Genomic DNA, 12,845 nt, shown 5'->3' with positions numbered 1-12,845 from the left:
CGTTGGCAAGATCGACGCCGGAATTGTCCGCCTTGACGCGAACTTTCACGTTGTAGTCGACCACGCGCTTGATGGCTACGAGGACTTTCATAACAGGCTCCAATGGTAAAAATTGCCCCGGCAGCTCAGGTGGCGTGCGAGGTCATACATATCAGCGTTCGCCCAGTTGCTCGATGACACCGCGCGCCTTCAACTCGGCCAGGCGCTCATCGTCCAGTCCCAACTGACGCTTGAGGACTTCATCGGTATGCTCACCCAGCATCGGTGCCGGGCGCAGATACTCCACCGGCGTGCCGGATAACTTGATGGGGCTGCCTACCGTAACGAAATCCGCCTTTAGCGGATGGGGGATATTCACCAGCATATTGCGCGCCTTCACCTGCGGCTCATCCAGCGCCTGGGCAATACTGTTGATCACACCTATCGGTACGCCTTGCGGGTGAATTCGTCGCACCCATTCATCGGCGGTGGCGCCGAGAAAATGCTGCGCAAGCATCTCGATGAGCGCCTCCCGATTCGTCACTCTGTCGGCATTGCGCGCAAAGCGAGGCTCTGAAGGAAGGTCCGCCAGACCGATAGCCTCGCACAATGCAACGAACTGGGAGTCGTTACCGCAGGCAACAACGAAATCCTGATCACTGGCGCGGAATACCTGATACGGCACGATGTTGGCGTGGGCATTACCGTAACGGCCTGGTGATTTACCGGATGCCAGGTAGTTCTGGCTCTGGTTGCACAGCGTGGCGACCTGAACGTCGAGCAGCGCCATATCGATGTGCTGACCGACGCCGGTCTTCTCGCGACTGAGCAATGCAGCCTGAATAGCGACCGTCGAGTAGAGCCCTGTCATCAGGTCGGAGAACGCCACGCCGACTTTTTGCGGCCCGCCACCGGGCAGGTCGTCACGTTCGCCGGTGATGCTCATCAGTCCGCCGATGCCCTGGATGATGAAGTCATAACCCGGCTCCGCCGCCCGCGGCCCGGTCTGCCCGAAACCGGTTACCGAGCAATACACCAGCCGCGGATTGAGCTGGGACAAAGAGGCATAATCCAGGCCGTATTTGGCCAGTGATCCCGCCTTGTAGTTTTCAATCAGCACATCGCAATCGGTAGCCAGCGCGCGCACCAGCTCCTGGCCTTCGGCGCTCGCCAGGTTCAGCGCCACCGATAACTTGCCGCGGTTGGTCGATTGGTAATAGGAGGCTTCGTGTGTTGCCTCATCATGCTGGCCCTTCATCCATGGCGGCCCCCAGCCACGGGTGTCGTCACCTGCCCCCGGTCGTTCAACCTTGATGACTTCGGCTCCCAGGTCGGCCAGGGTCTGGCCGCACCAGGGCCCGGCCAGTACACGACTCAAGTCGAGCACGCGGTATCCAGTCAAAGCACCCATTTCACACCACCTTTGTTTGTGTGCATTCGCCATGGCACAGCGACAGTCCGAGGGTCGCGCGTCGGCGCAGCCAAGCGCCCGGCCGGTAGCGCGGATCCCCGGTCAATTCGCTCATGCGCTGCAGGATGGTCAGCAAGCGTTTGCTGCCAACGCTGTCGCCCCAGGCCAGCGGCCCCTGCGGATAACCCAGCCCCCGGCGAACACCTTCATCCAGGTCTTCGACGCTGGCGATGCCCTGTTGGACGATATCGCCGGCCAGGTTGACGATCATGGCCAGCACACGCTGAGCGACGAAGCCGACACTGTCGTTGATCACGCTGACGCCGACGCCATCGCGAGCCAGCAACGCATGTGCGGCATTGCGCATGTCGACTCGAGTGGCCGGGTTCAGCATCAATGTACGGTAGCGAGCGCTGTCGAGCAGCGGGTCGATGCAGACCGTGCGCGTCGGGTCGGTGGCAAAGCGTTCCACGGCACTGGTGGCATCCAGGCCATAGGGCGCCAGCAAGCAGAGCGCTTCGCTGGACGGCGTGGCGCCCTGCTCTACCTTTGCGCCTAACTGCTCAAGCAAAGCGCTCAGGTTGACACGATCGGCCTCGGTCTCGGTACCCAGCCATACCGACGGGAGAGTCTCCACCACCGGCACTGGCTGCGGTTGGGGCGCATCAATCATTTGGCCGTTGGCGTATCGGTAAAAGCCACGCCCGACCTTGCGACCGACGTACCCGGCCTCAAGCATCTGCCGAGTCAGCGCTGCCGGGCGATATCGAGGCTCCTGGTAAAACTGGTTGTAGATCGACTCGATCACCGGATGTGAGACATCCAGGGCCGTAAGGTCAAACAGCTCCAGCGGCCCCATGCGAAAACCCAGGCCTTCGCGCAGGATGCGGTCGATTTCGGCGGGCTCAGTCACACCCTCCTTGAGAATTTGCAGCGCTTCGGTGCTGTAGGCACGTCCCGCATGGTTGATGATGAAACCGGGGGTATCCTTGGCCCGAATGCCACGATGGCCCATGCGCGATGCCAAGGCCTGCAAGCGATCACCCACGTGCGGATCACTGGCCAGGCCATCGATGACTTCAACGACTTTCATCAGTGGCACCGGGTTGAAGAAATGAAACCCGGCCACGCGTTCGGGACGCCGACATTCCCGCGCGATGCTGGTGACTGACAGCGACGAGGTATTGGTTGCCAGGATGCAATCGTCAGCGACGACCGCTTCCAGTTGTGCGAGCAAGGCCTGCTTGGCATCAAGGCGTTCGATAATCGCTTCGATGATCAGGTCGACATCCTTGAGCTCGACCAGGGTGGTCGCTACGCGCAGGCGATCGAGCGTGGCCTGCGCGTCTGCGGCAAGGACCTTGCCCTTGCCCACCAGCTTGTCCAGCGTCTGTCCAAGGTTATCCCGAGCAGACTGGGCAGCGCCTTCGCGGTTATCGAACAGCAGGACCTGAATACCGGCCTGGGCTGCAATCTGGGCGATGCCGGTGCCCATGATGCCCGCCCCGACAACCGCGATATGATTGATCTCACGTGTCATGGATCACTCTCCCGAGAAGGTGGCTTGGCGTTTTTCAAGGAAGGCACTGGCACCCTCTTTCTGATCCCTGGAATCGAACAGCAGCTGAAACGCCTTGCGCTCCAATGCCAGAGCGCTGTCCAGGGGCAAGTCGGCACCCAGCAGCATGACTTCCTTGATCTGCGCTACGGCCAATGGTGGCAAGGCGGCTATTTCAGCTGCCAGTTCAAGTGCTCGCGGCACCGTGCGCTCGTCACTCACCACCTCGCTGACCATGCCCATGGCCAGCGCTTCTAGAGCCGGGACCAGACACCCCGTCAGGGCGATACGCATCGCCTGGAACTTGCCGACGGCGCGAATCAGGCGCTGGGTGCCACCGGCGCCCGGCATGAGGCCCAGCTTGACCTCCGGCTGACCGAAACGTGCTGATTGCCCAGCAACGATGATGTCGCAGTGCATCGCCAATTCGCAGCCTCCGCCCAGTGCAAAACCATTCACCGCGGCGATCACGGGCTTGGGGCAACGAGCGATGGCCTCCCACAGGATCTCCGTGTGGCGGCGATACATTTCGATCGGGCTGGCCTCGGCGAACTCGCGGATGTCGGCGCCGGCGACAAAGCACTGCTCACCACCGGTGAGGACGATCGCGCGCACCTGCACATTGCCGGCCAGAGAGCGAAAGATTGTTGCCAGCTGTTCGCGCACTGCACCGTTGAGAGCGTTCCTGGCGTCGGGCCGCTGGATCTGTACGACAGCAACGGCATCATCGCGAATGTGCAGATCCACTACAGCGTGGAGTCGGGAGTCCATAGCCACCTCTTGTGTTGTTTCACTATACGAAACTGAATACCGTAATTACGTTCAATCATAGATAGCCTTCTAAAATTATGTAAACAGAAAAACCAATAAATCTCTTATAACCACTTATTTACAAGGCCTTGCGCGCACGAAAGAAACAAGTTGGTTTTTCTCAGTGCAACAAATACAATTTCGCCAGGCGAAACTGTATTTTATTTTCTTGCATTTTTCGAAAGTGAGGTTCTACCATGGGTCGCAACAAGGCAGATGACCAGGCCGTGAACAAGTCCAGGGGAGCGGATGAAACAGGCTTGCTGAAGATGGGCATGCTTGATCCCGCCAGCGCGCTGAGCGAAGACGAAAGCGGTGGCCAGTTCGTAACGGCGTTGGCACGCGGACTTGAGTTGATGAGGTGTTTCACCCCTCGCGACAACGTGCTCGGCAATCAGGATCTGGCGCGAATGACCGGCCTGCCCAAACCGACCGTGACGCGTCTTACCAACACGCTGATGCGCCTGGGCTGCCTCAAGCGTGAAGTGCATTCGGGAAAGTATCAGCTGGACGTAGGTGTCTTGGGTTTCGGTTACGCCATGTTGTCGAATCTGTCGATTCGCTCGGTGGCGCATCCCTTGATGGAAGAGTTGGCCAATCACGCTCAGGCGGCCGTCGCCATGGCCGCCCGCGATCGTCTGCAGATGGTGTACCTGGATGTGGTCCAGGGTCAGGGCAACATGACCATGCGTCGACAGATCGGCAGTTACTTGCCGCTGGCACAGAGTTCGGTGGGTCGAGCCTGCCTTGCGGCAATGCCGGAGACCGAACGGGAGTTTCTGCTCGACCATATTCGCCAGCGCGAATCGGAACAGTGGCCAACCATCCGCAAGGGATTGGACAAAGCGTTCAGGGATTTCGCCGACTACGGCTTCTGCCTGTCGATCGGTGAGTGGCACCGCGACGTCAACTCCGTTGCCGTGCCATTGCTGCACCCACAGTACGGGTTACTGACCTTCAACTGCGGTGGACCGAGCTTTCAGCTACCCCGTGAACAGCTCATGGACAATATCGGGCCTCGCCTGATCAACATGGTCAACAACATTGGCGCCGCTGCTCGCTGACGCATCGGAGTAACGGCGCTCTAAAAAACCGGCTCGCTGGCGAGCCTCAGGAGCGCACATGATCCGTGATACCGAAACCCTGCAGATTCTGCTGGATTCCCTTCGTCAGTTCGTCAGCGAAGTGCTGATTCCCCGTGAAAACGAGGTGGCTGACAGTGATGCCATCCCCCAGGACATCGTCGAACAGATGCGGGATATGGGCCTGTTTGGCCTGACGCTGCCGGAAGAGTTCGGTGGCCTGGGCGTCACGATGGAAGAAGAGGTGAATATCGCCTTCGAGCTGGGCCGCACTTCACCGGCGTTTCGCTCCTACATTGGCACCAACAATGGGATCGGCTCCATCGGTATCCTCCTGGACGGCACGGAAGAGCAGAAGCATCACTACCTGCCAAAACTGGCCAGTGGCGAGCTGCTCAGCGCCTTCTGCCTGACTGAACCAGACGCTGGCTCGGACGCCGCCTCGCTGAAAACCACCGCCGTGCGCGACGGCGACAGCTACATCCTCAATGGCACCAAACGCTTCATCACCAACGCGCCGCACGCCGGCATCTACACGGTCATGGCGCGCACCAGTGCCGAGATCAAGGGCGCCGGCGGGATCAGTGCGTTCATTGTCGAGCGTGGCACGCCGGGTGTTTCCCTGGGCAAACCCGACCACAAGATGGGTCACAAGGGTGCACATACCTGCGACGTGATTTTCGAGAATGCGCGGGTACCTGCCAGCCAGCTGATTGGCGGCGTCGAAGGGGTGGGATTCAAGACCGCCATGAAAGTCCTCGACAAGGGTCGCCTGCACATTGCGGCACTGAGTGTCGGCGCCGCCGAGCGGATGCTCGACGATGCCCTGCACTACGCCTTGGAGCGCAAACAGTTCGGCCAACCCATTGCCGAATTCCAACTGATCCAGGCCATGCTCGCCGACAGCAAGGCGGAGATCTATGCAAGTCGCTGCATGGTGCTCGATGCCGCACGTAAGCGCGACGAAGGACGCAACGTCAGTACTGAAGCCTCCTGCGCCAAGATGTTCTCCACTGAGATGTGCGGACGCGTCGCCGATCGTTGCGTGCAGATTCATGGTGGCGCCGGCTACGTGAGCGAATACGCCATCGAGCGCTTCTATCGCGATGTCCGCCTGTTCCGCATCTACGAAGGCACGACCCAGATCCAGCAGATAGTCATCGCCCGCAACATGATCCGCGACGCTCAAGGCTGAGATCACGGGCCTTCAATGTCCGATTCAAGTGCCCTCCTCCAATAAATACAAAAAGGTAACACCATGGACGCTGCAGCTCAGGCGAGCGTGACTACGCACGCCAAAACCGGTACCTGGGTGCTGGTCTTCATCTTCTGTTTTCTTGGATTGCTGATCGACGGTGCCGACCTGATGCTGCTTTCCTACAGCCTCGGCAGCCTCAAGGCCGAGTTCGGCCTGAGCAACGTTGAGGCCGGGAGCCTGGGCAGTTTCACCCTGGCCGGGATGGCCATCGGTGGCATCTACGGTGGCTGGGCCTGCGATCGTTTCGGCCGAGTGAAAACCGTCGTCTGGAGTATCGTTCTGTTTTCCGTCGGCACCGCTGTGCTGGGCCTGACGCATAGCTATTGGCAGTTTGCGATCACCCGTTTCGTGGCCTCCCTGGGGATCGGCGCACTGTACGTGGCTTGCAACACGTTGATGTCCGAATATGTGCCCACCCGCTACCGCACAACTGTACTCGGCACTTTGCAGGCAGGCTGGTCCGTGGGGTATATCGTCGCGACGCTGCTGGCGGGCTGGATACTGCCGAGCCATGGCTGGCGTTGGCTTTTCTACATCGCGATCATCCCGGTGATCCTGGCGGTGGTGATGCAACGTTTCGTGCCGGAGCCACAAGCCTGGATCAACGCCCAGGCCGAGCGCGCCAGGAAAAAAATCACGGGCATCCACAAGCCCGTCTCCGAAAAGCGCGAAAGCATGTACAAACTGATCTTTAGTGATCGGCAGGCGAGTCGGATGTTTATCTTCTGGGCCCTGACTGCCGGGTTCCTGCAGTTCGGTTATTACGGTGTGAATAACTGGATGCCGACTTACCTGGAAAGCGAACTGGGCCTGAACCTCAAATCCATGACCGGCTACATGGTCGGCACCTACACCGCCATGATCCTCGGCAAGATTCTGGCGGGCCTGGCGGCTGATCGGGTCGGACGTCGTAGCGTGTTCGCCTTTGGCGCCCTGGGGACCGCAGTGTTCCTGCCGGTGATCGTGCTGTTCCAAAGCCAGGAAAACATACTGTGGATGCTGGTGGTGTTCGGCTTTTTGTACGGTATTCCCTACGGTGTGAACGCCACGTACATGACCGAAAGCTTCGAGGCCAAGTTTCGTGGGTCTGCCGTAGGTGGCGCCTACAATATCGGGCGCCTGGGTGCAGCCATTGCTCCGGCCGCCATCGGGTTCCTCGCCTCCCATGGCTCGATCGGCGTGGGCTTTCTGGTCATGGGCGCGGCCTACTTGATCTGTGGCGTGATTCCGGCGCTGTTTATCAGGGACAAGCAGTTCGACCCGCAAAAGCAGTAGCGATTTGTAATCGAATGCCAAAAAAAACCGGCGCGTAACGCGCCGGTTTCTAACTTAGAACGGATAAGGCTGGTTGGAGGGCTCAACGGTGACCCACTTGACCTCGGTAAACTCCTCGATGACTGCACTGCCATCGAAGCGTCCGTAGCCGCTCTTTTTCATTCCACCGTAGGGGGCCTGGGGTTCGTTTTGCACGGTGGCGCCATTGATGTGAACGCAGCCGGCATCCAGTCGGCTCGCCAATTCCAATGCCCGCGTGACATCACGACTGAATATCGAGGAGGAAAGACCGTAGGCGGTGTCGTTGGCCACCTGCAGCGCCTGCTCGGCGCCTTTGACCCGGACGATGGTTGTCACCGGGCCAAAGGTCTCTTCGTCGTAGATCGACATCTCACGGGTCACCCGATCCACCAGTGTCGGCCCCATCAGGGCGTTTTCCGCCAGGCCGCCTGCCACGATGTCAGCGCCCTTACCAATGGCGTCGTCGAGCAGATGGTTGATCCGTTGTACCGAGCCCTGGCCGATCATCGGGCCAATCACGCAGCCTGGCGTCGTTGATGGCACGCCGGTTTCCAGCGAGCGTACGCGCTGCGCGAAGCGGGAGACGAACGAGTCGGCAACCGCTTCATCGACCACAAAACGCTCGGTCGACATGCAGATTTGCCCCTGGTAGAGGAATGCGCCGAAAACCGCGGCGTTGACGGCACCGTCGATGTCCGCGTCCTCCAGGACGATGAAAGGGGCTTTGCCACCCAGTTCCAGAAGGCAGCGCTTGAGATGGCTGGCGCAGGTCTGGGCGATCATGCGACCGACCTTGGTCGAACCAGTGAAATTTACTCGACGTACGATGTCATGGGCGACCAACGCTTCTGTCACGGCGGAGGCGTCCTCGGGTGCGCTGATCAGAAAATTCAGGACACCCGCAGGCAGGCCGGCATCGTAGAACGCTTCGGCCAGCAATGCATGGGTACGAGGGCTGCTTTCCGAACCCTTGAAGATCACCGTGTTGCCGCACGCCAACGGGTAGGCAATGGCGCGTGCGCCAAGGATGACCGGCCCGTTCCAGGGCACGATGCTCAGTACCGCGCCCACCGGTTGACGCAACGTCATCGACAGTGCGCCTGGCTTGTCGGTAGGAATGGTTTCGCCTTTGATTTGTGTGGTCAGGGCCGCGGCTTCACGCAACAGGTTGGCCGATGCGCCCACGTTGAATTGTGCCCACAATTGCGAGGCGCCAATCTCTTCGGCCATGACCGAGCAGAACTGCGACATTTTCCCTTCCAGGGCATCGGCCGCCGCCAGCAGAATGCGCCGGCGCTCGGTCGGGCCGGTTCTGGACCACGTCCCAAAAGCGCGCTGGGAAGATTCGGCGGCACGGATGGCGTCCTCGACGCTGCAGGCTGCGCCTACGCTGACGATCGCGGCGCTGAGCGGATCGACACGCTGGAAGGTCTTGCCATTGGAGGCGTCGAGTTTTTGATTGTCTATCACGAGTTGAACGGTCATTGCGGGTTCCTTTGGAATCGAAATAGTCAGACCGAAGCAGAGACTGGCATGCGCAGAATCGGTTTGATGGTGATACCGCGCTCGCTATCCGCCATCGCCTGGTTCACCTCTTCGAACGGGTAAAACTTGCAAAGCTTGTCGAAGGGGAATCGGCCCTGCAGATAGAGATCAACCAGCTTCGGAATAAAGGCATTTGCAACGACATCGCCCTGGACGATGCCCATGATCCGTTTGCCGGGAATCATCACGTCGTTGATATTGAAGGCAACCTCGGTGCCGACTTTGGTTGCGCCGACGATGCCACAGGTGCCAAGCGTGGTGAGTGCGTCGATCGCCTGGCGCAGAACCTCAGAACGACCGGAGCACTCAAGGCTGTAGTTGACCCCGCCCTGAGTGATGGCCTGGATACGTTGAACCGGATCCTCTTCACGGCTGTTGATGACATGGGTAGCCCCCAGTTCGCGTGCCAGATCCAGCCGACTCGGGGTGATGTCCACTGCAATAATGGTCGTAGCGCCAGCGACCTTCGCCGCCATGACCGCCGCCAAGCCGACCGCACCCGCGCCAAAGGCGGCGAAGCTCGATCCGGCCTCAACCTTGAGTGCATTGAGAACCGACCCCGCGCCCGTCTGGATGCCGCAACCCAGAGGCCCCAACAGCTCCAGAGGCGCCTGCTTGGCGACTTTGACCACGTTGCGCTCATTGGCGATCGTGTAAGTGGAAAACGAGGATTGGCCGAAGAAATGGTCATGGATGGCGTGGTCGCTGCCACAAGCGCAAGCGGAGGTACTGCCATCGAGACGACCGCCACCGAAGTTCAGCGGGTGCATGTGTGTACAATGTGCCGGGTGCCCCGTTTCGCAGGGCAGGCAAAGGCCGCATGACATGTACGTCATCACCACGTGATCGCCTGGTTGCACCGTGGTGACAGCGGAACCGACCGCATCCACGACACCCGCGCCTTCATGGCCGAGGATGATCGGCAGTGGTGTCGGGAAAAGCTGGTCCCGCACCACCATGTCCGTGTGGCAAACGCCTGTGGCGACCACACGGACGCGCACTTCTGTAGGTCGAGGCGCCTCGAGCAAGACATCCTCAATCTGTAATGGGGCTCCCGAGGTGCGCAGCACTGCGGCACGGATGTTCATCGATTGTGCATCGGTCCGGGACATCGTGGTCTCCTTGAAGTGGTTCGTCGAAGCCGAGAAAAAACGTCGGTTTGTCAGGCAGACTGCAACGCTCGCGGGCGTTGGCTGCGTTGGGTGCCTTCTTCGCTCGCGGCCGGACGCAGGCTGAAATTGAAGGTCATCTCGGCAAAACGCCCTGTTACGCCCATGGATGCGGCCCGTTCCTCGTCATCGACGAAACTGACTTCGCCGATCAGCCCATCGCGTGTCGCATAGGCGAAGTCGTCCCACAGGTACTTGTCATTGGACAGGTTGATCTGCGTGGTCAGGTGTTCATGCCCGGGGGCGGAAATGAAGAAGTGGATATGCGCCGGGCGCTGCCCGTGGCGGCCTAACTGATCGAGGCATTCCTGGGTCGGGCCGGCTGGATCGCAACCGTACCCCGAAGGCACGATGCTGCGAGCCCGGTAGCAACCATTGGCGTCGGTGAGAATCCGCCGACGCAAGTTGAAATCGGACTGGCTCTTGTCGAAGTATGAGTAGTTGCCCTGGGTGTTGGCTTGCCACAAGTCCACGGTGGCTCCGGCGATCGGCTGACCGTTCAAATCGGTTACGCGGCCCTCCAGGAACATCACCGTTGCTGTGCCGTCCTCGCTCCCATCATCCATTCGGGTTTGGTACTCACACAGTGGGGCGCCTGCTACGTACAACGGACCTTCAATCGTCCGCGGTGTGCCGCCGGTCCGGCCTGCCTCGGCATCCTTGGCATCCGCCAGCAGATCAAGGAAGTGTTCGATGCCAAGTCCAGCGACCAGCAAACCGGCTTCGTTTTTGGCACCCAGGCGGTTGACATAGTCCACCGCCCCCCAAAACTCATCGTCGCTGATCTGCAAATCCTCGATCACTCGGGCGACTTCCTGCAGCAAACGTAAGACGATTTGCTTGCGGCGTGGATCGCCTTCGCTGTTGTCCAGTCCCGAGGCTTCGCGGAAGAATTGCTGCAATTGCGGCAGTTGAGAGATTTTAACTGTCATCTTGATTCACCTGATCTTATTGGTATTTCCGAACGAAGAGAGCCTCTGGAGGCACTCTCCGTGCTTCTCGGTTTAAATGATTAGGCGAGGGCGCGCCAACCCAACTGGTCACGAGCCTCTTGAAGGTCGGCCTGCATGTCGTGGTTCCACAGCCAGTCGAACCGCTCGGCGAGGGTCTTGCCCAGCAGTTGTTCGTCATCGGCTACCGCTGGGTCACGCATTTCATACAGCTCCCCGGCTTCCCAGGAGGTGCGCTGCACGCGGCAGGCACGGGGACGACGGATGGCGTCGTAAGTCGCGAGCACCGCTTGTGGCTGGCTGCCCAGAACCTGCGGATCGGCCAGCAGCCTCGCCAGCAGCCAGGCGTCTTCCAGGCCCTGGCCAGCGCCAGCGCCCTGGTGCGGCAACATGGCGTGCGCGGCATCGCCGATCAGCCCTACGCGGCCATGCACGTAGCAAGGCAACTCATCGAGTTCATGCAGCGCCCAAAGGGTCGGTGCCGGAATGCATTCGAGCAGCACCCGGGCAGCGTCTCCCCAATGACTGAAGGCAGAGAGCATTTCTTCCTGGCTGGCATTGCGCACCCACGGGGCATCGCTTGGCCAGGTCGGGTCAGGGCGGCTGCGATCGGAAATGAAGGCCACGACGTTGATTAGGCGGCCTTGTTTGACCGGGAATGTGAGGATATGGGCATCCAGTCCCAGGTACATCTGCGGGACATCGATCAAGTGCTCATCGACACCGCGCGCCCGGTACGCCGCACGCAGCTGTTCGCTGTCGATCATCCCACGGTAGGCGCAGGTACCGCTGAAACGCGGCGCCACCAGCGGTTGGCCAAGACCGTTGAGCACATGATCACGAATGGAAGACTTGATGCCGTCCGCGGCGATCAACAGGTCGCAGCGATGCTCAGTGCCGTCGGTGAACAGTACACGGGCCTGGTCGCCATCCTGCTCCACGCTGACGGCGCGTTTGCCGAACCGGGCGATCCCTTCGGGCAACTGGCTGGCCAGGGCGTCGAGGAAGTCGGCACGGTGTACCGACGACTGCCCTACCCCTTCGGCCAGGCTGGCGCCCAGATAACCGGCATCTTCACCCCGACGCCATTCGAACCAGATGTCCTGCCAGGGGTCCTGGGTCTGGTCGGCAATCTTGCGGTAGGGTTCGGCAATACCCAGTCCCGCGATGGCACGAACGGCATTGGCACCGAAGGAGACTCCTGCGCCGACCTCGCCAAAGGCAGGCGCGGCTTCGAACAGCTGCACGCTCAGGTGGGAATGACGGCACAGGTCCAGGGCCAGGGCCACGCCGGCAATACCGCCGCCAACAATGCCGATTTGCAGTTTGGATTGAGAAGTACGCATAGCAAGTTACCCATGAGGCTGATTGTTATTGGTGTAGCCAGATCATCGCTATCCGAGCGCTATTGATAAATACCGCAAATGCCATACATTTCATCACGGGTATGAATATTACTTTTGTACACGAGCAATCATTGGCCAAACGAGCCCCTTCTGGAGTTCGCCTGTTTCAGTCATCGTTATTGCGACACGGTTTTCCGGGATGAAGCGGCCTGACGGCTGGAAGCGCTCTGTATGAGAAACACCAAAATAGCGATCGCCCCTATCAGCCCCGGTACAGCGAAGATGAGAAAACTCGCCTGCAACGGCAGTGTCGAGGCGTGCAGCGCGCCGCCCAGCAAGGGACCGATGATGGCGCCGGTGCGCCCGATGCCCATCGCCCAACCCAGCCCCGTAGAACGTATGTGTGCGGGGTAATACTGCACCGTGCAGGCGTTGGCCAGG

At 60.1% G+C, this 12,845-nt stretch carries 11 protein-coding genes and 1 pseudogene; 3 read left to right on the top strand and 9 right to left on the bottom strand.

What is annotated here, in order from left to right:
* The 4 genes and pseudogenes from SOP95_RS30850 to SOP95_RS30835 form a co-directional block, all read right to left on the bottom strand.
* A pseudogene (locus SOP95_RS30850) lies at positions 1–91 on the bottom strand (electron transfer flavoprotein subunit beta/FixA family protein); the annotation flags it as partial.
* 60 nt (positions 92–151) lie between these two features.
* Complete coding sequence (locus tag SOP95_RS30845; RefSeq protein ID WP_323609439.1) at positions 152–1,390, bottom strand: CaiB/BaiF CoA transferase family protein; 1,239 nt, start codon at positions 1,388–1,390, stop codon at positions 152–154.
* Position 1,391: 1 nt separating this feature from the next.
* On the bottom strand, positions 1,392–2,930 hold the full coding sequence (locus SOP95_RS30840; RefSeq protein WP_323609438.1) for a 3-hydroxyacyl-CoA dehydrogenase: 1,539 nt from the start codon (positions 2,928–2,930) through the stop codon (positions 1,392–1,394).
* Between the two features lie 3 nt (positions 2,931–2,933).
* Positions 2,934–3,719, bottom strand: coding sequence for an enoyl-CoA hydratase (locus SOP95_RS30835; protein ID WP_323609437.1), 786 nt, complete (start codon positions 3,717–3,719; stop codon positions 2,934–2,936).
* Positions 3,720–3,955: 236 nt separating this feature from the next.
* Here SOP95_RS30835 and SOP95_RS30830 point away from each other — a divergent pair, with 236 nt between their 5' ends.
* The 3 genes from SOP95_RS30830 to SOP95_RS30820 all read left to right on the top strand — a co-directional run bounded on the left by SOP95_RS30830 (position 3,956) and on the right by SOP95_RS30820 (position 7,373).
* Entirely contained in the window at positions 3,956–4,822 is an 867-nt protein-coding gene (locus SOP95_RS30830) for an IclR family transcriptional regulator (protein ID WP_323609436.1), read from the top strand.
* Between the two features lie 58 nt (positions 4,823–4,880).
* Positions 4,881–6,035 (top strand): acyl-CoA dehydrogenase family protein, encoded by a 1,155-nt coding sequence (locus SOP95_RS30825; protein ID WP_323609435.1) that lies wholly within the window; start codon positions 4,881–4,883, stop codon positions 6,033–6,035.
* A 63-nt stretch (positions 6,036–6,098) separates the two neighbouring features.
* Complete coding sequence (locus tag SOP95_RS30820) at positions 6,099–7,373, top strand: MFS transporter (protein ID WP_323609434.1); 1,275 nt, start codon at positions 6,099–6,101, stop codon at positions 7,371–7,373.
* A gap of 54 nt (positions 7,374–7,427) precedes the next feature.
* Here the strand turns inward: SOP95_RS30820 and SOP95_RS30815 are convergent, their stop codons facing one another.
* The 5 genes from SOP95_RS30815 to SOP95_RS30795 all read right to left on the bottom strand — a co-directional run.
* On the bottom strand, positions 7,428–8,879 hold the full coding sequence (locus SOP95_RS30815; RefSeq protein WP_323609433.1) for an aldehyde dehydrogenase: 1,452 nt from the start codon (positions 8,877–8,879) through the stop codon (positions 7,428–7,430).
* Positions 8,880–8,905: 26 nt separating this feature from the next.
* Positions 8,906–10,051, bottom strand: a complete 1,146-nt coding sequence (locus SOP95_RS30810) for an NAD(P)-dependent alcohol dehydrogenase (RefSeq protein WP_323609432.1) — start codon at positions 10,049–10,051, stop codon at positions 8,906–8,908.
* A 50-nt stretch (positions 10,052–10,101) separates the two neighbouring features.
* A complete protein-coding gene (catA, locus tag SOP95_RS30805; protein WP_323609431.1) occupies positions 10,102–11,040 on the bottom strand; it encodes a catechol 1,2-dioxygenase in 939 nt (312 codons plus the stop codon).
* A gap of 80 nt (positions 11,041–11,120) precedes the next feature.
* Positions 11,121–12,404: a salicylate 1-monooxygenase gene (gene salA / locus SOP95_RS30800; protein WP_323609430.1), complete on the bottom strand. Its 1,284-nt coding sequence runs from the start codon at positions 12,402–12,404 to the stop codon at positions 11,121–11,123.
* A 176-nt stretch (positions 12,405–12,580) separates the two neighbouring features.
* Positions 12,581–12,845 (bottom strand): MFS transporter (locus SOP95_RS30795; protein ID WP_323609429.1); only part of this gene is annotated, 265 nt, incomplete at its 5' end.

The organism is Pseudomonas sp. YuFO8 (genome assembly GCF_035065025.1).
Classification (GTDB): Bacteria; Pseudomonadota; Gammaproteobacteria; order Pseudomonadales; family Pseudomonadaceae; genus Aquipseudomonas; species Aquipseudomonas putida_AE.
Note: the sequence above shows the minus strand (reverse complement) of the source record. Positions and strands in the feature narration are given on the sequence as shown.

Bases quoted from the DNA above. Each gene is read 5' to 3' on its own strand.
- SOP95_RS30845 (WP_323609439.1), bottom strand. From the start codon at position 1,390: ATGGGTGCTTTGACTGGATACCGCGTGCTCGACTTGAGTCGTGTACTG.
- SOP95_RS30825 (WP_323609435.1), top strand. From the start codon at position 4,881: ATGATCCGTGATACCGAAACCCTGCAGATTCTGCTGGATTCCCTTCGT.
- SOP95_RS30830 (WP_323609436.1), top strand. From the start codon at position 3,956: ATGGGTCGCAACAAGGCAGATGACCAGGCCGTGAACAAGTCCAGGGGA.
- SOP95_RS30835 (WP_323609437.1), bottom strand. From the start codon at position 3,719: ATGGACTCCCGACTCCACGCTGTAGTGGATCTGCACATTCGCGATGAT.
- SOP95_RS30840 (WP_323609438.1), bottom strand. From the start codon at position 2,930: ATGACACGTGAGATCAATCATATCGCGGTTGTCGGGGCGGGCATCATG.
- catA (WP_323609431.1), bottom strand. From the start codon at position 11,040: ATGACAGTTAAAATCTCTCAACTGCCGCAATTGCAGCAATTCTTCCGC.
- SOP95_RS30820 (WP_323609434.1), top strand. From the start codon at position 6,099: ATGGACGCTGCAGCTCAGGCGAGCGTGACTACGCACGCCAAAACCGGT.
- salA (WP_323609430.1), bottom strand. From the start codon at position 12,404: ATGCGTACTTCTCAATCCAAACTGCAAATCGGCATTGTTGGCGGCGGT.
- SOP95_RS30810 (WP_323609432.1), bottom strand. From the start codon at position 10,051: ATGTCCCGGACCGATGCACAATCGATGAACATCCGTGCCGCAGTGCTG.
- SOP95_RS30815 (WP_323609433.1), bottom strand. From the start codon at position 8,879: ATGACCGTTCAACTCGTGATAGACAATCAAAAACTCGACGCCTCCAAT.